Here is a 21,585-nt window from a genome sequence, read left to right as displayed (position 1 = left end):
ATGTAGTATCAGGGAGGAAGGGGAGCCGGAATACGATGCCGACACTTCGTGTACGAGTTGGGCAGTATCCGCTGTTATTGGAGCTGTGCAGAGCCATTAATGAGCTGAGACAAGATAAGTTGTGGACTGTTCCTAAGGAACGAAACTATCCGCCTGCGCTCTTGAATCTTATTCGTAATCGCGGTCTTCGTTCTAATGTCTATCGATATTGGGGCAGTTTGCTGCTGAAAGATATGCTGGCTATCCAGAGTGAGCCGGAAGTTAAATTGGTCAAACGTATATTAATTGCATCTGCGGATACCAAGGCGGATGAGGTTATGGCTGAATATGAAAATCATCTGGCTTCACAATGCGAGAAGATTCGAGAGTATCTGGCACCTTTAATCCATAATTTTGACATTGCCGAGGTTGTTGAACTGAAGCTTTATCCGCTATCAACTATGCCTCCTCCGCAGATCGGAAGATTCGGAGCCAGCCTAAGCAAAGCAGCAACGACATCCGTACATTTGGCCTTCGGCGTACCACCGCTTCATCTGTGGGATGACTTTAACCTGACTGTTTCTTTCTTCGCACGAGGCGGCATTCATTATCTCGTTAAAGAATGGCTGCTTGCTCACGAAGGCGAATATGGAGAAGTGAAGGAAGGTTTGAAACCATATCTGATTAATCTGGTTTCGGCGATCATTTTAATGGAAGTGGATCACTTTTTTAGCACGAATTTTGATCTGGTTTTCCATGAAGAGGACAAATTAGTCTATCAGTGGGCACTCTCGCAATATGATGGCAAGATGGGGTTTGGTAGTCATCTGATTCAATATGTCCGTAATCTGAATGCGCACTGGCCGCCTCCGCATCTGGAAGAGGTTCGTCATGATGTTCCTATGACGGTCGTACATACGATCCAGAAGAAAGTTCGTGTATCCATAAGCGACCAGTACAATCTTTTGGCAAACACCAGATGGATTGCCGATTATTATGATATTGCCGAGTCAGAGGATGAAGCTGGATTGGAGAAGGCATATCCGTTTCTGGTCTTACCCTGGAATGCAGAAAGTGCTGCAGAGATCTGCTCCAGGCATCATATCCAGCACAGTCATCATGAAGCCGCCGTGACTTATGAGCATATGACGGGTCAAAAGCAGTTCGATACCACGGATACACTTTGTCTGCTCATTGACCATGATGCGGAATCCTCTTGGAAGTTCGTTTTGCTGTGTCCTTCCGCGCGTGCTGAATCAGGATATTACATTGAGACTTCCGTATTGTCACAGATTCATACAGCGATCGCTTTCGTAGACTCTGCCTCGGGAAGGAGAATATTATGAGCCGTTTACATGCCGGATTGGTCCAGATATGGATGATTGTTCGGGCAGGGGATCGGGCGATCTGGGTATTGTTAGCCCTTATTCTTGCACTCGGTGTGTGGCCTGGTTTCATGGTATGGGCAATCAAGCATTCAGTGAATCAACTGGCTAACGGCGACCGCAACTCATCGTTAGCTTACATAGGTATTATTGCTGGGGCTGGCACGATTGCGATTTTGCTCAACGTGATACAGCCCTATTTTCTTAGAAAAGTAAAGGACCACGTCTATCACAATCTGTCTATCCGCCTGTTTGACAATGTAAATCGTAGAACAGAAAATGAGCTGCTCCGTGCGTCGACGCGAAACCGGATTTCAAGCACTTCGGAATCGGTCAGCTCGATCTACCATGGTGGACTGGATGGGCTGTCGGCACTACTCCAGGTCATTATAACGGGAATTTCCCTGACATGGATTCTGTTGGTGGTGGCATGGTGGGCGCCTTTGCTGATACTGGCTGGTACGGTGCTTAATGTATGGCTCATGAAAAAGGCAGCAGCTGCTGAATCAGGTTTTCTGGAAAGCATCTCGGAGACAACGAGGCTTGAAGGAACGTTTCTGGATATGCTGACCACGTTTAAATCTGCCAAAGAAATGCGTGTTTTTGGTATATCCGGTTGGGTGAAAGGGAAGTGGCTGACCGAGCAGATTCGAATCGCACGCTTAACGATGAGGCAAATGATCAAGACCGGATTTTACAGACTGGCAGGTCAACTTGGCAGCGGGGTCGTAACAACCATTGTATTGCTGGTAGGGTTATGGAAACTTTGGCAGGGTACACTGCATCCTGGAGAAGTCGCAGCACTGCTTATTGGGGGGCTGCATCTGGAACAGCTGCTGGGCCTGGTTCTCAGCCAGGGTAAGCACTGGTTGGGGCGGAAAATGTTTTTGGCGGAATTGATACAGCAGCCCGCAGAGGAACATTCGGAAACAGCAGCAAACCCGGCTACAGAGACAGCTGCAAACACAGCCGCTGCTGGAAGTACAAATACAACTTCAGATGCGGGTATGGATACAGGCACAATAGGCCGCCCAAATAATGATATCCATTCTACCTGTGCCATTTCTGTTCGACAACTAACGTTCAGTTATGACGGAGAACATGAGGTGCTGAAAAATATCAGCTTTGATATTGAACGCGGAGCCAAGGTGGCCATCGTTGGTGCTAATGGTTCAGGTAAAAGCACCTTAATGCTGATGCTTTCGGGCTTGTTGAAGCCTGACCATGGTTCCGTAGTGTCGGAGGATACAGGCGGCTTCTGTTTGCAAGACTACGGACGGTATAAACTCTCCGCTGCTGAGAACGTGTATCTGGGTGATATCACTCGCAAGGAGCATACGGAGGACATGATGGAAGCATTAAAGCTTACTAATGCCCAATTTGTAAACACGCTGCCGCAGGGACTGCAAACGGAGCTGTGGCCGGAAGTCGGAGGATCGGACCTGTCAGAAGGGCAGTGGCAGCGACTGGCCTTAGCCAGAAGTATGTTCCGGGCTATATATCGGGCGGGCTCGGTCATTATTATGGATGAACCAACGTCAAAACTTGACCCGAGTAACGAACTAAGCATTCTGGAGTCCATTATTAATCGATTAGAGGGGTACACCGTATTGTTTGTTGTTCACCGTCTGGTGGGTTGTGCTTTTGCGGATACGGTTCTTCTAATGGATCAGGGGGAAATCCGGGACTATGGAACACATGACGGACTGCTTCAGACAAGCGAACCTTATCAAGCGATGTGGAAAGCCTCTTCTTCTTTTATGGAGACGATGAAGGAAGAGGAAGGAGGGGACGTGGCGTAATGTGGTTGACCAAGGTAAAGAACAAACGAAAGTTATTACCATGGATTGCGTTCGCTCTGTCCGTGACGCTGTTCAAAGGGATACTGCCCGCCGTTCGCATTTTTTTATTCGGTTATGCTGTGCAGCAGGTCATTTCCGGAGTAGATCTCGATCGTATGATTCTGCTGATGGCCTGGTTCGCGGCAGCAACCATCGGTGAGAAAGTGATGGATTCGTTATACGGTATTGCACTGGAGGGACTTCGTGTTCACATGGGCCGAGCTGCCAAAGAGCTGTATATCGATCAATATAATAAAGTACCTTATCAGAAACTTCTTGATGCGTCCTTTTCCGAATCAGCAGAGAAGGCAGCGAACGGTCTGGATCGTGGACATCGCGTTCTCACATTGGCCCTGGATGTTTTGAGTGCCGCAGTAACCTTAATCAGCTTGGGTACAGCGTTGTGGTTTGTCACGAAAATTGGGTGTCTGGTGATGATGGTAACCTTTGCTTTTGTTGTATTCAAACAATATAAGCTGGGTCGTCAGATGTTTAACGTGGAGAATCAGCTGTCGGGTCATCGTATCCGTGAAAATTATTACCGCAGCACCGTTATGGATTTTCAACTGGGCAGGGAACGCAAGCTGTTTGGATATTCCCCTTATATCGTGAGTCTGTGGAAAAATACATTTACGGACATCAGCAAGACCAATCAATCTTTTCTACTAACCTCCCAAAAGACATCAGGACTGATGCAGATCGGTCAGCTTCTGCTCATCTCTGTGGCTTACATGGTATCGATTCTGACGGCCAGTTCTTCAATAGGCGGTTTAATCATCGCCTTTCAACTGATTGATGAATTGCTTGGCAAAGCCAATGCATTCGTGCTGGAGCTGCGCATGTTTACTAGTGAATTACTCACCGCATCCAATCTCTCTCGTTTTTTGGCTGCAGAAACAGCAGATCAAGTCGAGACCTCTGCCAAGGAAGCGGACAAAGAAATTGAACTGAATGGAGTTGGATTTTCCTATCCGAATCACAGCAAGCCTGTATTGACCGATGTAAATATGTATTTTCGATCCGGTGAGCTTGTCGGGCTGGTGGGAGAGAATGGGGCTGGAAAAACAACACTGTGCAATCTGATCTGCGGTCTGCTTGAGCCCGCCGAAGGTGAGATTTGGGTCGACGGAAAACGCAGTCTGCATACGGACAGGCTGGGAGCGGTTTCCGCTGCCTATGCTGATTTCGCCAGATTCCCGCTGAGTGTGCAGCAGAATGTTGGACTTGATCGAGAGTGGAGTACTGCTGCACAGCGGCTTGTACAGGATATCACCGAGCGGAGCGGAGATAAACGGCTGGGTGCAGGATATACAGATGGAACCGAGTTATCGGGTGGACAGTGGCAGCGCGTGGCGGTTGCCCGGGCGATGGCGAATACCCGGAAGATGCTGATCCTGGATGAACCTACGGCTGCGATGGACCCGGTCATGGAAGAAAGTGTTGTTCGGAGTGTCAAGCAGTTCGCAGCGGAGGGCAGAGCAGCACTGCTGATTGCACACCGGGTCAGCACCGTAATGCATTGTGACAGGGTGTATGTGATGGCTGATGGGCACATTGTTCAGGAAGGCGCGCCTTTGCGGCTGCTTGAGGAAGATGGGGTATTCCGTGAAATGTACGGTGCACAGGTTGCTCTGCTGCGCAAACAGGGAGCGGCTGCTTCTGTCGGGTGAGATCCGAAAACCTGGAAAGGGGAAATATCGATGAAGGTACTTATCGTATCACGTGGAAACGGATTTGGACATGCAAAGCGCGATCTGCTGGTCGCCAAACGGCTCATGCAGTTGAATCACAAGGTCATTATTGCGTCCTATTCCTCCGGACTTCACTATTTACAGAGGGTATATTCAGGTGATCTGATTGATCTGGAACTGCCTTCGGCTGGCAGCAGTGCCGAAAGAACACGGAAACTGCTGGACCTCATCAGCCGCACGCAGCCCGATGGCATCGTGGTAGATGAGGAACTGCTTGTACTTCCCCTCGCCCAAAGTCTGGGTATTCCAACCTGCTTCATTACGAACTGGCTGGAAGACGAACAGGAGACGCTGGGTTATCTGCAAATGGCGGACCAAATTGCGATTGTCGATCAGCAGGAGCACTGGATGTTCCCGACATCGGACTCGATTTGGGAGAAGCTGCACTTTGTAGGCCCGGTGGTCGAAGTGCCTGAACGGACAGCGGCCAGAGAGAAGAAGATTGTCATCACGTCAGGCTCGGCGACGATTGTGGACGTTCCTTTTTTCAAAAGAGCGATAGCAGACTTAAAAGGGGAAACCGATCATATCAAGCTGGTGTACAGCGGTACATTGACGAAATCACTGCAGCGGCTGGGAGATGAAACGACGCAGTTTATCGCCGACCCAAGCTCTTTTATGGATGAAGTGAGAGACAGCTCGCTGGTGGTGTGCAGGGGGGGGCATACGACGTTATGGGAATTGGCTTCGCTGGGTATCCCAGCTATCGCTGTTCCCCGGCGGGAAGAGGTGAATCGCAGCAATATTGTATATGCACGGCAGATGGGGGAGAGAGGTTACATCCGCTGGCTGGAGGAATCCGACATGGATCAGGGTTTGATCGCTGCTTATGCCGGTGAGATTTTGCGTGGTGTGACACAGCTTAGAACGTATGCTTATGATGGGGCGGCACTGGATCATCTGACCTCTTGTATTCTGGAAAGCTTTTCGCTTCACCTTGCGGAGAAGCCGTTATGAACGTGACCGTCATCATCCCGGTGTACGGCAAACCGGACGTGCTGCATCTGACGCTGCAGGCGCTGGCCGGGCAGCATTATTCGGACTTCTCCGTTTACCTGATTGATCAGGGGGGATCCATTCCTTTTGAACAGTTCAGAGATGCTTTTGAAGACAAGCTGTGTATTCATTACATGGATACCCCTGCACATACGACCGTGTCGGACAAACGTAATAGAGCTATACGTGACTCTACCGGGGATGTTGTTATTTTTCTAGATGCAGATACGATTGTATGTGCGGGGTTTGTTGGTGAACATGTAGCGATGCAGCGTGCTGGACACGACATGGTGATCGGCTACATCTACGGGAAGAAGGGGATGCATCGGGAAGAGCTGCATTATGAGGGAGAGCTGGAGCTTGAAGCTTTTATGAGCTGGTTCGAGCATGAATCTGGGCGCATACCCGATGAGCGGGAGAAATATTATGAGCCGGTGATGGATCAACTGATGCAGCTGCCGTGGCCTTGGGCCGTATTCTGGTCAGGTAACATCTCTGTTTCCCGAACAGCGTTACAGCGTGCAGGCGGATTTGATCACAGATTCAGCGGTTGGGGAATGGAAGACATAGAAGTTGGCTACAGACTTGTGCAATCTGGGTATGCATTAACGTTAAGCCGGTCAGCCTGGGCAGTACATGTACCGCATGAGGTGGACGAGGCAGAACGAATGCGCAATCAGGCGGCCAATGCCAGAATGTTCATGCGAAAATACCCTTCCATCGAGATTGAGCTGTTTCTCCTGAAGATGCATGATTGGAAGAAAGATGCAGCCGCAGCAGTTAACAAGGGACAGCGCGATTGGTCAGACCAGGACTATACATTTCAAGCCGTTATGCAGACGGTCACTTCAACCTATGGAACCCACTTTTTATTGGTAGGGTATGATGCGAGGCTGTTTGCCTTATCTCAGGTGAGCACACTGATTGATCCCCGAGAGCCGAAGGAATTGAAGCAAGATCTGATGAACGTTCCTGGAAAAAAGGTTTACAGACTTGCCGGCAGCTGCATGCCGTTTGAAGCATCCTCTTTTGATGGCTGTATTATTACTCCTGTGTGGACGATGTACAGACCAGAATTAATCTTTCACCTGTTCATGGAAGCGTTGAGAACATCGCATGTGTGTTACTGCGTCAGCCCGAAGACGGAGATCATGCCTCTGCTTGCAGTCATTGCTGCCTTGAAAAAGATGGGCAGAGACATCGAATACAGCATTATGGACGTGATGAATACGACCATGAAACTCGTCACCTGTATAGACCATGGGATCGCTCAAGTTCAGGAAGGAGGCATGTTAGATGACCAAGGGTGTCACCGTCATTATTCCTACATATAATCACTCCGAATTGTTGGAAAGAACGCTAGTATGCCTGAAGCATCAGGAGGCAGACACATCTTTATTTGAGGTCATTGTATGTGATGATGGTTCAAGTGATGATACCAAGGATGTCGCCTGTTCCTTTGAAGCTGATTTGGATCTGCGATACTGCTACCAGAAGGATCTGGGGTTTCGGGCAGGAACGGCGAGAAATATGGGACTGCATCTGGCTAAACATGAGATATGTGTATACTTGGATACCGGTGTATTGATCGGCGCGGATCTTATTCTTAATGTCATTCAATTTCATCGTTGTCACGAACATACGATTGGACTCGGCACGGTTCATGGCATGAATCAAAAGGATGACCAGCATCCGCTTGCGAAATACTTGCAATCCATAGCCTCCTCGGAGCATCCGGAGGCATGCTTGCGGAATCCCATGCTGAAGGCTTACCCCGATTCCAGACAAACACAGTTTGATTTTTATGAAAATGATCTGGATCGCAGTGCTGCTCCATGGACGATGTTTTGGACAAGCATGGTCTCTGTGGAAACCCGTCTGCTGAGACAGGTGGGCGGATTCGATGAATCTTTCCACGGCTGGGGGCACGAGGATCTGGAATTGGGTTATCGCCTCTGGAAGGCAGGATTGCATTTCCGGGCAGACCCTTCACTCCGTGCGCTGCATCTGCCACATGAGCAGTTTAATCCGGTAGAGATGACAAGCCGAAAGAATCATCTTCACTTTGTGAAGCTGCATCAGGAGCTTCCGGTGGAGCTGTCCTATGTGAATAAAAACTTTATTTTTGAAATGCTGCTTGGACAGTTTAATGCCGCGGATCGATATCTAACGCAAAATTATGATGATCTTGATCCAGCCTTATTTGAATTACATGAAGGAGGCAGGCGATTAGCCGTGGGGTATTTAACTCCGGAGTTCGTAAGCAGGCTGAACATTACAGATGTATTTGCCTGCAATCAGCGTAACGCCGAGATGATCCGTGCAGCGAAACCAGACGTTCACACCAGTTACAAAGCAGGGTTCGTCAATTTCTGTGAAGATGATACGTATCAAACGGCAATTATTACGGATGTATGGAAAGTCATTCCGATCACCTTGTTAATTGTACTGCTGGATGAGATACTGCGAATTGCCAAGCGGGTATATCTGCTGGATACGGCAGATATAGAGCTTGAACAGCTGCCGATTGCTGGCGATCACCTTCCAACCGGATTTCAGACTGCGTGTGTAGGGGGTACGGGAATAACGAAATTATACAGCATATCGAGACTGGCCCGGCAGCTGGATGCCGAGGTGAACAACCTGTGAATGGGACAGGTTGTTTTCCGCCTTTATTTTCAATACAATCGAATAGAATAAGTGCGCTGCACCACTATATGCTAATGAACCGGGGGAGAATGAGGATGACCATGAACTCCATTGAAAATGAAAAAGATCTGTCACCGGAACAGCGTGATGAATTGTTCAAGGCATTAAAGACCCGTTTTGAGAAGAATATGAGTCGCCATCCCGATCTGGAATGGGTTAACATTGAGGCCAAACTCGAAGCGCACCCCGATAAACTGTGGTCGCTCCACGAGATGGAGAAAACAGGCGGCGAACCGGATGTCGTCGAGCTTGACAGGGAGACAGGTGAATATATCTTTGTCGACTGTTCAGCAGAGAGCCCTAAAGGCCGTCGCAGTGTGTGTTATGATCAGGCTGCACTGGATGCACGCAAAGAGAACAAACCTAAGCATAGCGCTGTTCAAATGTGCATCGAGATGGGCATTGAGCTTTTGGATGAGACCCAGTATCGTGAACTGCAGCAGCTGGGGAACTTTGATCTTAAAACATCCAGTTGGGTGATTACCCCTGAAAATATTAGGCAGCGGGGTGGAGCTGTTTTTTGCGACCGCCGTTACGATACCGTGTTTATGTACCATAACGGTGCGGAGTCCTACTACGCTGCAAGAGGTTTCCGAGGTTTGTTAAGGGTGTAAACGAAATAAAAAGGAACGATTCGGCAGGCTGCGAATGGTTCCTTTTTGATTTAAATAAAGTTGATTTTGATTTAAATTAAGCTAAGTTATCAGGTTATATCTTCTTTGTCACCGGGTTCCTCAATATGCACCATAACCCGAACCAGATAATCCTCCGCATGCTGCAGTACAATCTCATCCTGCATGTAATCCTCGTAAGCATCACCTTTAATGACGTACTGTTTCTTCTCGATATAATCAAAGATTTGTGGGAAAAACTTCTTGGTATCTCCGTAGTCAGCTCTTGCATAAGACACCAGATAGAATCCCTCCGGCATATATGCCTGTTCATGATGCTGGGTAGTCATATAGCTGTACATATGGGAGATCATGTCTCCATCCTTTCTTAGCAGATCAGCTTTGGGAATGATGATGCCGCCGGGATAACCGAGCGGTGCATGTTCCTTGTCCAGACGTACCCGAAAGTCCTCCCAGAGCTCTTCTGAAAACTCTTGTTTGGATGAATAGATATGTCGGCTCAGCAGCAAGGGGGTTTTAGGCTGCCAGATGACATGCATTTGGCTGGTGTCCAGATGCATGGATTGCTCTATATTTTGCGCACGCTGCATAATCATTTGTTTGGCCTGAGTCAGTTTGGCAATCTGCAGCTGCAGATTTTCCTCCTGTTTACGCAGCAGTTGAAGGGTGGTTTCCGGTGAACGCTCACCGAGATGCTGCTGAATTTCCTCCAGGGACATGCCGAGCTCTTTGAAAATATGAATAACGCCGATCGTTTCAAACTGGCTGTGACTGTAATATCGATAACCGTTATCCGCTACATAGGCAGGTTTGAACAGACCGATGCGGTCGTAGTAAATGAGGGTTTTGCGTGAAACCTCGGACAGCTTGGAAAAAGCACTAATGGACAGCATTTCATTCGGATGCATAAGCACCTCCAGATTTTAAAAAAGTGGATTGACTGTATAGTTGCTATACAGTTTATAATACAGCTGTTCTGAGCGTCGATCTACTTCTAGATGGCAGATCAGCGTGTTTATTTTAGATGAGGAGAATGCTTATGGTAAGAAAATTACTGCAAAGTGTACGCGAATATAAAAAGAATACATGGCTGACGCCCTTGTTTTTACTTGGCGAAGTGGCCATGGAAGTCATTATTCCGCTGTTTATGGCTGAATTGATCGACCAGGGGATCACTGGGGGTCAGATGGATCAGGTGACCAAGTACGGCTTGATTCTGGTGTTGTTTGCCCTGGTGTCTCTGGTCTTTGGAGCACTGGCGGGTAAGCATTCTGCGATTGCAATGTCGGGGTTTGGCAAAAATCTGCGTTATGACTTGTTCCGTCATGTGCAGCATCTGTCGTACTCCAATATGGATAAATTCTCAACCTCAGGGATCGTTACCAGGCTGACGACAGATATTACGCACGTGCAAAATGCATTTCTGATGATTATCCGCATTGCCTTCCGCAGTCCGGTGATGATGATTTTTGCAACGATTATGACGTATCGCATCAGCCCATCCATTGCTTCTTGGTTCATGATTGTGATCCCTGTGCTGGCCATTGGCATGGTCATCATCATGAAGTATTCTTTTCCGGTATTTGAGCGTGCCTTTGACAGTTACGATGATCTCAATAAAGTTGTGCAGGAAAATGTACGCGGCATTCGGGTCGTGAAATCGTATGTACGAGAAGAGCGTGAGGTATCCAAGTTTCAGGCCGTATCCCAGCGAATATTTGCACAGATGGCTAAGGCAGAACGCATTCTGTCGTATGAACTTCCACTGATGCAAATTGTCATGTATGCCGTGATGCTGATGATCTCATGGATTGGCGCGAAACTGGTTGTGGGCGGAAACATGACCACCGGGGAGCTTACGAGTTTATTCGCGTATTCCATGCAAATTCTAATGAGTTTGATGACCTTGGGCATCGTTGTCATTATGGTTGCCATTGCTCGTGCTTCGGCGGGACGGATTAATGAACTGTTAAGTGAACAGCCGGACATTACCAGTCCGGAGTCACCCGTTACAGAGCTGCACAACGGGGAAATCGAATTCCGCAATGTGTCCTTCCGTTACTCAGGCAAAGCCGAGAATTATGCCCTGTCTGGCATCAATCTGAGAATGGCTTCGGGACAGACGATTGGCATTATTGGAGCTGCGGGCAGTGCAAAATCCACCTTGGTGCAGCTGATTCCACGTCTGTATGATGCCAGTGAGGGCGAAGTGCTTGTCAGTGGAGTCAATGTGAAGGAGTACGATCTAAGTTTGCTTCGCAGTCAGGTTGCGATGGTATTGCAAAAAAACGTCCTGTTTGAAGGCACGATTAAGGAGAATCTGCGTTGGGGCAATGAACATGCTGCCGATGAAGAGTTGATTGAAGCGTGCAAAGCAGCACAGGCACATGAGTTTATTTCCACGTTTCCGGATGGATATGACACTCATTTGGCACAAGGCGGTACGAACGTTTCGGGAGGTCAGAAGCAGAGGCTATGTATTGCCAGAGCTTTACTCAAAAAACCGAAGATTCTGATTCTGGATGATTCCACCAGTGCCGTAGATACACGGACCGACGCGTTAATCCGCAACGTCTTCAAGGAAAGCATACCGGATACAACCAAAATTATTATTGCCCAGCGTATTGCATCTGTGGAAGATGCCGATCAGATTGTCATTCTGGATGAAGGCAGGATGGTAGATATCGGAACCCATCAGGAACTGCTGGGCAGAAATACAATTTATCAAGAGGCTTATTATACACAGACGAAAGGCGGTGAAGCACTAGATGGATAACATTCAATATGGCCGGACGATAAAACGTCTGCTAACCTACTTTAAATATTACAAATTCAGAACGACACTAGCGCTGATCCTGGTGCTGGTGAGTTCTGCCGTCTCTGTTGCTTCAGCGGCCTTTCTGCGATTGCTGATTGATGACTTTATTACGCCATTGCTCGGAAATCAGAATCCAGTGTTTGATGCCTTGTTACAGGCTTTAATTATTCTGGCTGTGATCTATGCTGCTGGAGTCATCAGTACGTTTGTCACGAAAAGGCTGATGATTACCGTCTCACAGCAGATTATGAAGAGGATTCGTGACCGCTTATTCGATCACATGCAGAAGCTTCCGATTAAATATTTTGACCGTAAAGCTCACGGGGATATTATGAGTCATTACACGAACGATGTGGATACGCTGAACATGATGCTGACGGATGGATTGCCCCAGCTGTTGTCCACTGTCGTGACGGTTGTAGTCGTTCTTGGTACGATGCTGTATCTGGATGTACCATTAACGATTGTGGTTGTGCTAGGTGCACTTGCCATGCTCTGGGTTACCAAAGTCGTGGGTACTAAGGCAACCGAGCACTTCTTCAAGCAGCAGGAATCGATCGGTGTGGTGGATGGATATATCGAGGAGATTATTCATGGGCAGAAAGTGGTGCAGATATTCGGTCGCGAGCAAAAAGCGATGGAACAATTTGCCCACCTGAATAATAGATTATTTGACGACTCGGCGACAGCTAACAAATATTCGAATATCCTCATGCCAATCAATGAGAATCTGTCCACATTAATCTATGTGCTTGTGGCTATTGCGGGCGGAGCTATGGCGATCTCAGGCTGGAACGCCGGTCTGAGTCTGGGAATTATCGCAGCTTTTCTGAGTTTATCCCGTAATTTCACGATGCCGATTGCCGAAATCTCCTCGCAGGTCAGCATGTTTGTCGTAGCTGTTGCAGGGGCTCAGCGGATATTTAACATGATGGATGAACAGCCTGAGGCAGATAAAGGCCGCGTGACGTTGGAAAAAAATCAGTATCTGTCCGGATGGGTCTGGAAACTGGAGAATGGCACAAGCGTTGTTCTGAAAGGCAAAGTGGAGTTTAAGGGTGTCAGTTTTACGTATGACGGAAAGAAACAAGTGCTCCAGAATATGACGTTGTATGCCATGCCTGGGCAGAAGCTTGCGTTTGTAGGTGCAACGGGTGCGGGCAAGACTACTGTCGCCAACCTGCTCAATCGTTTTTATGATATTACAGAAGGCGAGATCATCTATGACGGCATTAATATTCAGCGTATTCGAAAAACGGATTTGCGGCGTTCGTTGGGCATTGTGCTGCAGGATACCCATCTGTTCTCGGGTACGGTCGCTGAGAACATTCGATATGGAAGGCTGGAGGCGAGTGACGATGAGGTGATCCAGGCGGCGAAGCTGTCGTATGCGGCGAGTTTTATCGAACGGCTGCCTGACGGGTATGAGACCCGGCTTGATGGCAGCGGCAGCGGACTGTCACAGGGGCAGAGTCAACTGCTGGCGATTGCCCGAGCGGCAATTGCCAATCCGCCTGTCATGATTCTGGATGAAGCAACATCATCCATCGATACACGTACAGAAGCATTAGTTCAGAAGGGGATGGATAATCTGATGCAGGGTCGAACCGTGTTTGTGATCGCCCATCGCTTATCAACTGTACGAAATTCCGACGCCATTATGGTGCTGGAGCACGGCAAGATCAAGGAACGTGGTGACCACAAACAGCTGCTGGCGGCGAAAGGTACGTATTATCAATTGTATACTGGAGCTTTTGAGTGGGATTAACGTTTCACTGAGTATTTAAGCATCGAAGAGTATACTAGAAAGCAGCCAAGATCAAAAAGGGGTGTCCCACAAGCTATATAAATGGCTTGTGGGACACCCTTAAATTTTATTCACTGGTGGAGCAATTGTAGAACGGATTGAGGGCTTTGATTCGATTGTGTGAGCATGGCTTGTGCAGCCTGCGATAAAATATTTGATTTTGTGTACTCTAACATTTCTTTGGCCATGTCTGCGTCTCTAATTCGAGATTCTGCATTACTCAAATTCTCTGCAGCATTACTTGTATTGTTTAATGCATGTGCCATTCGATTCTGGATTGAACCGTATATTCCACGAATATTGGAAATTTTGGAGATGGCTTTGTCTACACGAGATAATGCTTGTTCTTGAATAGATGGTAGTAACAAGCCCATCGTTGTAATACCTAACGCATCAGCCTGCACGTTGAATAAAGGGATATCCATATGCTGCCCTTGATTAGCTCCGGCTTGGACCGTGAGTTTCGGTGTGATATAGTCTATGTCTTTGATCTTGACATTTAAAGTTGTTTCTAGGCGTGTAGACACTTCTGTTTCGTTTGTACGTTCAAATACATCCAAATTTAATGAGAAAGGACCGTATTTGAAAGCAAGTGTTAAACTTGATTGAGAAGGGAGGCTAACATCCCAATCAAAATTAATTGTAGGTTGTCCCCCTGCGGGATTATGAATTGCAAGTTGGGTTGGTGATAGAGATCCGAGAGAATTATCGAACGTAATACTAGCATTTGCTTCCGTTCCTGTCATCGTATATGTTGTATTCCCAGATGGCGAATTAATGGATGTTACACCATTGGGGATAAGCAGCCCATTTGCATCTGTCATCACTGAATGATCAGGCGGGTTAACTAGGTTGCTTAGCTTTACATTCGTATCCGTTGAATTTCCGTTATTTATTATATATTCGATTTGCATCGAATTATCTGGAAGTATAGTCCGGATTCTTTTTATCGATACATCGCTATCTGGAAACCACATATGATCCCAAGCCGGAACTGTACCGGTATTGCTTCTAGATGTATACTCCACTGGTCGCATCATGCCATCCACTTGTACAATCTCACTCATCGTGCCATAAACATGACCTAATGTTTTGGGGCCAAACCAAGTTGGGTTGATTCCCGAAGCATACCAATAGTCTGGTGCTGAATATTGCGGATCGGTTGTAGGCGCTAACGTTTCATATACTGAACGCTCTGTATCTGTTTTAGTTGTTGTATACGTATCCACATTATATTCGTTGTAACCTTGTCCCGAATCCTGCGAGGTTATCGGAGTAATTACATTTGTGTTTGTATACGTCTGAGTTGTAGATGACGTATTAGAATTGCTGGTCAGGTGTCTTGCTTCGGGTGGTGTCCCAGAGGCTGCATAAACTACAGTTTTCTGTACGGTTGTAATTGTGGGCGGCTCACTAAGGAAAGTGTTTGTACTGGAACTTGAACGATCCGCCAGTATTTTATAATCATCTCTTGCCAACAAGTTTATCGTGTTATAGCTTGTGCTTTGGGAAATATGGTTTATTTCATCCGTAAGCTCTTGAATCTCACTTTCAATCTTCAGACGATCATTATTGGTGTATGTATCATTTAGACCCTGGACAATCAGTTCTCTCTGTCTTTGTAAAATAGCTGAAATTTCCTGCAGTCCGCCTTCTGCTGTTTGAACAAGAGAAATCCCATCTTGTATATTTCGATTTGCTTGGTCAAGTCCGCGAATCTGTGACCTCATTTTCTCGGATATTGCTAGTCCTGCTGCATCATCAGACGCACGATCAATTCTCTGCCCAGAAGATAGTTTCTGTAGGTGGCTGGAGTTATTACGGGCGTTTTCTTGAGTTTTCCTATGTGCACTAGCAGCCGCTAAGTTATGCGAAATAATCATATGTTATACCTCTATCTAAAGTGGAGTAAGTTGATTAATTTTACCATGGTAGAATAAGGATAGTCTATTGATATGTGATTTTTCTGTAAATTTAGTGTGCAAATGGCCTAACAAAAGTAATGTCTCCACTAAGATAATCAGCTCAGAAAGAAGAGGGCCATGCGCCACCGCACAGCCTATCCAGAGGAGAAAATGCTTCACGTATTAAACCACAGGTTCATTCTGCTTCTTAAAATGCTGCTTAATCGCCAATTCGAGCACAGGTCCAGGTTCTTCGCGCTGCAGCTGGGCCAGATCACCAAATTCCATACGATACGGCTGTTCGGTACTGCTCGGAATCCAGTAAGGCAGCGGTTTGCCGGTGGAATCCAGACCATTCGGGTCACCTGTCGTGATGAAATTAGACAAATAATTGCACATCTGGCGTGCGAGATCATAGTGTTTGCCCGTGAAAGGACGCCAGCATTTCGCGAGTGTTTCAAAAAAGAACCACAGATCGACGGAGTGGAATGTGCCTGGCTGATCCCAGCCTGGAATCTCTGCGTCGAAGTTATAATAATAGAGCGGCGTCTCGGACGGATGACCGCTATTCGAGCGGATCACAAGCTGAATCGCATGTTCAATCATGCGGACAGAAGCCCGCTGCAGTGTATGATCCAGATCGCCGTTATCGGCTTCACAGTGCTGCAAAAAGGCAGGAGCATCCTCGCCAAAAAGTTCAGCCGCCATCTGTTTCAATTCCTCCATACTGCTGACAGCAGGCCGGGTCCAGAATTCGGAAGAGGTGTGTCCCAGCATGACGGGAACGAGTTCGCGCTTATGCTGCATAAACCGGGTGAATGGATCGCCTACGCAGAACTGGTTATCAATGACCGTTCCCCAGAAGCTTTTGTATTCCAGTATTTTATCCCGCAGCGTGATCGCATCCAGCTGTCTGGCTTCATCCAGGGAGGATACTCCTAGAAAACGGAAAAAATCAACGCCTTTCTGTTCGGCATCCCGCAGTGTGCTGCGGACAGCAGGGACATGCACATTTGGATACAGTTCGGTTGCGATGCCGCTCATAATGACGGCTCGCTGGAACAGGTTTTTGTTCTGCGGGGAAGTCATTTGGCTGAGTACACTGCCGCCGCCGGCAGATTGTCCGCCGATTGTAATCTGATCCGGGTCACCGCCAAATGCAGCAATGTTGCGCTTCACCCACTGCGTGCCTGCCTGCTGATCCAGATGTCCAAAGTTTGCAGGGGCTTGTGGAGACTCCGCACTGATCTCGGGATGGCACAGGAAACCAAATGCATTCAGACGGTAATTGACGGTAACGACGACGATTCCCCTGCGAGCAATACGCTCACCATCAAATTCCATTTCGGCCGTGTGACCCACTTGAAGGCCGCCGCCGAAATACCAGACAAACACAGGCAGCTTCTCATCCGTACGTTTGGCGGGTGTCCACACGTTTAGGTAGAGGCAGTCCTCATTCATCGGCAGGTCCGGATCGACCGCCCACTCTCGGGTATAAATGTTGTTATCGTCGATCACCGTGGGGGCCTGCATAGAGGTGGGAGCAAAATCAAAAGCCTGAAGCACACCATCCCAGTCAGATGCCGGCTGCGGAGCACGCCAGCGATTTCGGCCTACCGGGGGCGCGGCGAACGGAATACCTTTAAAACTTGTAATACGCGGGTCTGCGGCAGGCAGCCCCTGAACTTGACCATTCTCTACCGTAACTGTTCTAAGCAACACACATTCTCCTCTCTGAATTGAACATTATTATTCATGTCGATCCAAGATGTATGGTTGCGCTTACAAGTGTGCGGGGTGATTTTCCCTCTGTCTCTATCATAAGCATCTTGAAGCGTTGTTTCCAGCATCTAAATTAAAAATCTCTGACTTCATCTAAATGATATATAATGACTGGTAAAAGGAATGGAGGTGCTGGAAGTGGACTCATTATGGAGAGAAGGGAGCAGAGCGAGCCAGATATATTTTATCAGCGGCGATCGCAAACCGGTTAATCTTCATCAGTGGGGACCGGGTGTGCGTGACGTCTATGCGCTGCACTACATCATTCAAGGGCAGGGTACACTGGAAACCGGAGGTCAGCGGTTCCGGCTGGGTGCCGGAGAGAGTTTTATCATTTTTCCGCAGCAAGAAATCTATTACTATCCTGACTCATCGGACCCGTGGGAGTACGTATGGATGGAATTCAACGGCAGAGATGCCCGGCACCTCATAGCGTTGACACAGTTATCGGTTCAGCATCCTGTCCTGCCAGCTGCGCCCGAGTCTATGGAGCCTTGGTTTCATCGGGCCTGGAATTCGGGTGCATCACCAAGTGAAGTGTTGAGAGCGGACGCTCGTCTGCAGCAGCTGCTGTCCTATTACATAGAATTCTTTCCCAGCGGGAAGAAGGAGGAAGTTAGGGATGATGTGTGGCTGGCAAGAACCTATATTGAGCAGAACTACTGGAAATCTTCCTTAACGGTTGCGGAGGTTGTACAGGTCGTGAATCTGGAACGAAGCTACCTGTTCCGCAGGTTCAAAGAAGCCACAGGTATATCGGTGTCCGCATATATAACAGCATGCCGGATTCGGCGTGCCTGCGAGCTGCTGAAATCATCCCAATTGTCCATTCAATCCATAGCATATTCGGTAGGATATAAGGATCCGCTTTATTTTTCCAGAGTATTCAAAAAGGCAGCATCATATACGCCATCAGCCTACATGATGCTGCACCAAAAAAAGAGCAGCACGTTAGGAGAAAACAGCTCAACATCCATACATCACTGAGCGGTACGCTAACCTGTAAGATGAACTACAATTGAGGATTAACGAAAAAGGGCACAGTTTCCGGACTCGCGAAAATAACGAATCAGCTTCTCGATCGGCTCCCGTCCGCAGTGCAGCTTAACACCTAGACAATCAATGCAGACAAATTGCTGGGCAGTGCGTGAGACTAATTTCAGATAAATGCCCACATCGTCGGAAGAAAGCGGAACCTGACAGGTGGTGCACAGCCGGCTTTGTGCCATTTATTTCACCAGCTTGGCTCGCACAACGAGACAATCATGAGCTGCCACTACGGGTGCATAACGCTCGCGGAATACACCGAGTTCCTTGTGCTCCCAGCAGTCATAGAGGGACAAAGAGTAACCAGATGCATAGGGCAGGCCCATATCCCAGAATTGCAAGGACAACTCCCGCTGGCTGTCGCTCAGGTTGAAGAAACCAATCGCCAGATCACCGTCCGTAAGTACCTTCACCAGCATGAATACGTCATCGGTATGAAACCATTGCGGCTCGGGTTTGATGCGGTAAGCCCCGCGTGCCTCCGGGTCCTGATTAATAGCTAGCAGATCGGGATTCAGCAAAATATCTTTGGTTGTCTCATTGGCTTTGCGCACATCACATCCGATCATCAGGGGTGAACCCATCATGGACCAGAGGGAGAAATGGGTTTTGTATTCGATATCATTGCAGCCGCCAATGCTGCCGATAAAGTCGCTGTTGCTTCCGCCGTACATGCCTACAATAAGCATATCCATGTCATTGTGGCAGAAGGAGCCGGTATAGCTTTGTTTTCCAAGCTGTGAAAGGGCCAGTTCTTTGACCGAATCCCAGTTGTCGCGTATATCTCCGGTGGAGCGGTACATATGTGCACCCGATTCGCGAATCCATTCGTATACATTGTCCTCACCCCAGTTGCAGGCAGAGAACAGGATGTCGCGCCCGCAGTTTTTGAGAGCAAGGCTCATGCGTTTGTACAGCAGCTCGCCCGAGATGTGGCGCGGCTTGAAGCAGTAGTCATATTTTAAATAATCCACGCCCCACTCGGCGAACAGCGCAGCATCCTGAAACTCATGCTCGAAACTGCCCGGATAACCTGCACAGGTGTGTGTACCGACACAGGAGTACATGCCAAACTTCAGGCCTTTGTCGTGGATATAATCTGCAAGCGCCTTCATTCCACTCGGGAATTTGGCAGGATCTACGACCAGATTTCCGTCTGCATCCCGCTCCTTGAGGCTCCAGCAATCGTCAATCACAATGTACTCGTACCCAGCGTCTCGATATCCTTCCTTTACAAACACATCGGCCACATCCCGAATCAACTGCTCATTGATGTCCCACGTAAACGTATTCCATGAATTCCAGCCCAACGCGGGGGCAAATCCCATCATTGCATTTGTATTAGCGCTCATGATTTGGCTCGCTTCCTTCCTTGTCCTGTTTTTTTGAAAATGCCAAACTTCCATCTTATCTCTGCTGAGAATGCGGATAATAACTATCATGAACTTAACTGATCAAGGGCATTTCAGCCATAGCTTGACGTTGCTTCGATATGGACAAATGTTGTTTGAATATATGAAATGAAGGAAGCCAGATGAGAATTAATTGAACTGAATCAATTGAAATATCGAATCGTGTTTTTTGCTATTTTGCAGGGCTGTATCATGCACAAAACCATGAACAACAAACCTCCTTCTGGCGAAGCTTTTTTTTATCGTTTATACTTGTAAAGCCAATTTACTTGAGGAGTTGTCTAACGAATCATGAATAAAAAAGAAGTCGCGCACATTCGCAAACAATTCAAGCTGGATCATGATCTGCTGAACATTTACGACATTCTGAATGTCTATATTACAAAAGAAACGAATGAAGTTTATCACTGGGAACGCCATCCTTTTGAGCTGGTGGATCGAGAGAAGCAGGAATTATACATGGGTAATTTCAAAAAACTGCTGACAGGAGAACTCGATCAGAAGCTGTTCGAACTGAAATTCCAAGAAGAGGCGGAGGAACCGGCACAGGTGATGCTTCATCAGGCGCTCGTCACTGGAGACCCAGATGAGTGGCAGGATCTCATGCTGCTGCTTGTCGACCGCATGATGGCCGATGCCAAGTATGAGCGGGATATGGTTGTTACGTTTATTAAGGGGCAGTATTATTTGCCGACAAAAGCCAGAAACGATGAAGCCGAAGAGAGTGAGAAAAACGAGGTATTTGCTCATCCCTTCATCCTGTGCAGTGTGAATTCCACGGAGAAGCAGCGGAAGACGCTGTTATTTGACTATGTAGAGCGGGAATTCAAGTACAACATCATCGTTGATCCGATCATCAAATTAAGCACGCCGGAGCAGGGATTCCTGTATCCAAGTGTGACGGATAATTATTCGGACGTGAACCGTGTGCTGTACTGCACGGGAAAATCGAATTTCCCCGATCCTCATTTTGTAGAAAATGTGCTGAATGGTGAACGTTCTGTAACGGCACTGGAGGAGCGGGCCATTTTCGAGGATATCGTCAAAGAGATTACAGGGGAGCAGATGGATGCGACCACCTTGGCCCATGTGTATGAAGAGATCAATCGTGTCATTGAAGTGAACGAAGAATCGCATGAAGAAGAGCCGCCGAAGCTGGATTATAAAGACGTGGAACGTCTGCTTACCGCCAGCGGTGTAGAAGAGTTAACCACCGAGAAGGTGGAACGAGCATTTGAAACGATCGTGGACAACAAAAACTATGAGCTGAAAGCCAATAGTGTTATGCCCAAATACACTTCCAAATCAATCAAGATTGATACGAAGGTAGCAACCATCTCCATCAGTCCGCAGGATCTCAAATATGTGAGACAAGTCAACTACCAGGGAAGACGCTGTATCATGATTGAAGTGGACGAGGACGCTGTAATTGAAGGATTTACACTTGCCACAGAGAATCTCTGATTAAGTTAGATTAGCCAAGTAAGTTAGAGGATACAAAAATAAACGTTAACAAGCCCAA

The 21,585-nt window shown here is 47.7% G+C and carries 16 protein-coding genes; 11 read left to right on the top strand and 5 right to left on the bottom strand.

Going from position 1 to position 21,585, the window contains the following annotated elements; genetic code table 11:
• The first annotated feature begins 35 nt into the window (after positions 1-35).
• The 7 genes from ABXS70_RS22030 (at position 36) to ABXS70_RS22000 (ending at position 9,275) form a co-directional block, all read left to right on the top strand.
• The gene (locus ABXS70_RS22030) at positions 36-1,325 is read left to right on the top strand and encodes a hypothetical protein (protein ID WP_342554261.1); all 1,290 of its coding nucleotides are present in this window, start codon (positions 36-38) and stop codon (positions 1,323-1,325) included.
• On the top strand, positions 1,322-3,166 hold the full coding sequence (locus ABXS70_RS22025) for an ABC transporter ATP-binding protein (RefSeq protein ID WP_342554262.1): 1,845 nt from the start codon (positions 1,322-1,324) through the stop codon (positions 3,164-3,166). Before ABXS70_RS22030 ends, ABXS70_RS22025 begins: the two co-directional genes overlap by 4 nt.
• Positions 3,166-4,875 carry an ABC transporter ATP-binding protein gene (locus ABXS70_RS22020; RefSeq protein WP_366290883.1) on the top strand — a complete coding sequence of 570 codons (1,710 nt, stop codon included), beginning with the start codon at positions 3,166-3,168 and terminating at the stop codon, positions 4,873-4,875. Before ABXS70_RS22025 ends, ABXS70_RS22020 begins: the two co-directional genes overlap by 1 nt.
• Before the next feature lie 30 nt (positions 4,876-4,905).
• Positions 4,906-5,913, top strand: coding sequence for a glycosyltransferase (locus ABXS70_RS22015; RefSeq protein ID WP_342554264.1), 1,008 nt, complete (start codon positions 4,906-4,908; stop codon positions 5,911-5,913).
• A complete protein-coding gene (locus tag ABXS70_RS22010; protein WP_342554265.1) occupies positions 5,910-7,286 on the top strand; it encodes a glycosyltransferase in 1,377 nt (458 codons plus the stop codon). The genes ABXS70_RS22015 and ABXS70_RS22010 overlap by 4 nt, the downstream gene beginning before the upstream one ends.
• Positions 7,249-8,601, top strand: a complete 1,353-nt coding sequence (locus ABXS70_RS22005; protein WP_342554266.1) for a glycosyltransferase — start codon at positions 7,249-7,251, stop codon at positions 8,599-8,601. Before ABXS70_RS22010 ends, ABXS70_RS22005 begins: the two co-directional genes overlap by 38 nt.
• Positions 8,602-8,696: 95 nt before the next feature.
• Entirely contained in the window at positions 8,697-9,275 is a 579-nt protein-coding gene (locus ABXS70_RS22000; protein WP_342554267.1) for a DUF4256 domain-containing protein, read from the top strand.
• 89 nt (positions 9,276-9,364) lie between these two features.
• Here the strand turns inward: ABXS70_RS22000 and ABXS70_RS21995 are convergent, their stop codons facing one another.
• Positions 9,365-10,201, bottom strand: coding sequence for a MerR family transcriptional regulator (locus ABXS70_RS21995; RefSeq protein ID WP_342554268.1), 837 nt, complete (start codon positions 10,199-10,201; stop codon positions 9,365-9,367).
• 131 nt (positions 10,202-10,332) lie between these two features.
• Between ABXS70_RS21995 and ABXS70_RS21990 the strand changes: the two genes are divergently transcribed.
• Positions 10,333-12,069: an ABC transporter ATP-binding protein gene (locus ABXS70_RS21990; RefSeq protein WP_342554269.1), complete on the top strand. Its 1,737-nt coding sequence runs from the start codon at positions 10,333-10,335 to the stop codon at positions 12,067-12,069.
• Positions 12,062-13,879: an ABC transporter ATP-binding protein gene (locus ABXS70_RS21985; protein WP_366290877.1), complete on the top strand. Its 1,818-nt coding sequence runs from the start codon at positions 12,062-12,064 to the stop codon at positions 13,877-13,879. Before ABXS70_RS21990 ends, ABXS70_RS21985 begins: the two co-directional genes overlap by 8 nt.
• A 110-nt stretch (positions 13,880-13,989) precedes the next feature.
• On the opposite strand, the gene ABXS70_RS21980 is transcribed toward ABXS70_RS21985, so the two are convergent.
• Both ABXS70_RS21980 and ABXS70_RS21975 read right to left on the bottom strand, forming a co-directional pair.
• On the bottom strand, positions 13,990-15,801 hold the full coding sequence (locus ABXS70_RS21980; protein WP_342554271.1) for a flagellin: 1,812 nt from the start codon (positions 15,799-15,801) through the stop codon (positions 13,990-13,992).
• Between the two features lie 204 nt (positions 15,802-16,005).
• A complete protein-coding gene (locus ABXS70_RS21975) occupies positions 16,006-17,541 on the bottom strand; it encodes a carboxylesterase family protein (protein ID WP_342554272.1) in 1,536 nt (511 codons plus the stop codon).
• Between the two features lie 201 nt (positions 17,542-17,742).
• Between ABXS70_RS21975 and ABXS70_RS21970 the strand changes: the two genes are divergently transcribed.
• Positions 17,743-18,591, top strand: a complete 849-nt coding sequence (locus ABXS70_RS21970) for an AraC family transcriptional regulator (protein ID WP_342554273.1) — start codon at positions 17,743-17,745, stop codon at positions 18,589-18,591.
• Positions 18,592-18,629: 38 nt separating this feature from the next.
• On the opposite strand, the gene ABXS70_RS21965 is transcribed toward ABXS70_RS21970, so the two are convergent.
• Together ABXS70_RS21965 and ABXS70_RS21960 are read right to left on the bottom strand one after the other, a co-directional pair.
• A complete protein-coding gene (locus ABXS70_RS21965; protein ID WP_342554274.1) occupies positions 18,630-18,833 on the bottom strand; it encodes a hypothetical protein in 204 nt (67 codons plus the stop codon).
• Positions 18,834-20,003 carry a glycoside hydrolase family 27 protein gene (locus ABXS70_RS21960; protein ID WP_342554275.1) on the bottom strand — a complete coding sequence of 390 codons (1,170 nt, stop codon included), beginning with the start codon at positions 20,001-20,003 and terminating at the stop codon, positions 18,834-18,836.
• Between the two features lie 351 nt (positions 20,004-20,354).
• Here ABXS70_RS21960 and ABXS70_RS21955 point away from each other — a divergent pair, with 351 nt between their 5' ends.
• Positions 20,355-21,527: a DUF4317 domain-containing protein gene (locus tag ABXS70_RS21955; protein WP_293201533.1), complete on the top strand. Its 1,173-nt coding sequence runs from the start codon at positions 20,355-20,357 to the stop codon at positions 21,525-21,527.
• Positions 21,528-21,585 lie beyond the last annotated feature (58 nt).

It is taken from the genome of Paenibacillus sp. AN1007, assembly GCF_040702995.1.
Classification (GTDB): domain Bacteria; phylum Bacillota; class Bacilli; order Paenibacillales; family Paenibacillaceae; genus Paenibacillus.
This window is presented reverse-complemented; position numbering and strand designations above follow the sequence as displayed.

Excerpts from the sequence above, each read along its gene's own strand:
- ABXS70_RS21995 (WP_342554268.1), bottom strand. The coding sequence starts at position 10,201 with ATGCATCCGAATGAAATGCTGTCCATTAGTGCTTTTTCCAAGCTGTCC.
- ABXS70_RS21985 (WP_366290877.1), top strand. The coding sequence starts at position 12,062 with ATGGATAACATTCAATATGGCCGGACGATAAAACGTCTGCTAACCTAC.
- ABXS70_RS21980 (WP_342554271.1), bottom strand. The coding sequence starts at position 15,801 with ATGATTATTTCGCATAACTTAGCGGCTGCTAGTGCACATAGGAAAACT.
- ABXS70_RS22020 (WP_366290883.1), top strand. The coding sequence starts at position 3,166 with ATGTGGTTGACCAAGGTAAAGAACAAACGAAAGTTATTACCATGGATT.
- ABXS70_RS22030 (WP_342554261.1), top strand. The coding sequence starts at position 36 with ATGCCGACACTTCGTGTACGAGTTGGGCAGTATCCGCTGTTATTGGAG.
- ABXS70_RS22010 (WP_342554265.1), top strand. The coding sequence starts at position 5,910 with ATGAACGTGACCGTCATCATCCCGGTGTACGGCAAACCGGACGTGCTG.
- ABXS70_RS22005 (WP_342554266.1), top strand. The coding sequence starts at position 7,249 with ATGACCAAGGGTGTCACCGTCATTATTCCTACATATAATCACTCCGAA.
- ABXS70_RS21965 (WP_342554274.1), bottom strand. The coding sequence starts at position 18,833 with ATGGCACAAAGCCGGCTGTGCACCACCTGTCAGGTTCCGCTTTCTTCC.
- ABXS70_RS21955 (WP_293201533.1), top strand. The coding sequence starts at position 20,355 with ATGAATAAAAAAGAAGTCGCGCACATTCGCAAACAATTCAAGCTGGAT.
- ABXS70_RS22000 (WP_342554267.1), top strand. The coding sequence starts at position 8,697 with ATGACCATGAACTCCATTGAAAATGAAAAAGATCTGTCACCGGAACAG.
- ABXS70_RS22025 (WP_342554262.1), top strand. The coding sequence starts at position 1,322 with ATGAGCCGTTTACATGCCGGATTGGTCCAGATATGGATGATTGTTCGG.
- ABXS70_RS21990 (WP_342554269.1), top strand. The coding sequence starts at position 10,333 with ATGGTAAGAAAATTACTGCAAAGTGTACGCGAATATAAAAAGAATACA.
- ABXS70_RS22015 (WP_342554264.1), top strand. The coding sequence starts at position 4,906 with ATGAAGGTACTTATCGTATCACGTGGAAACGGATTTGGACATGCAAAG.
- ABXS70_RS21960 (WP_342554275.1), bottom strand. The coding sequence starts at position 20,003 with ATGAGCGCTAATACAAATGCAATGATGGGATTTGCCCCCGCGTTGGGC.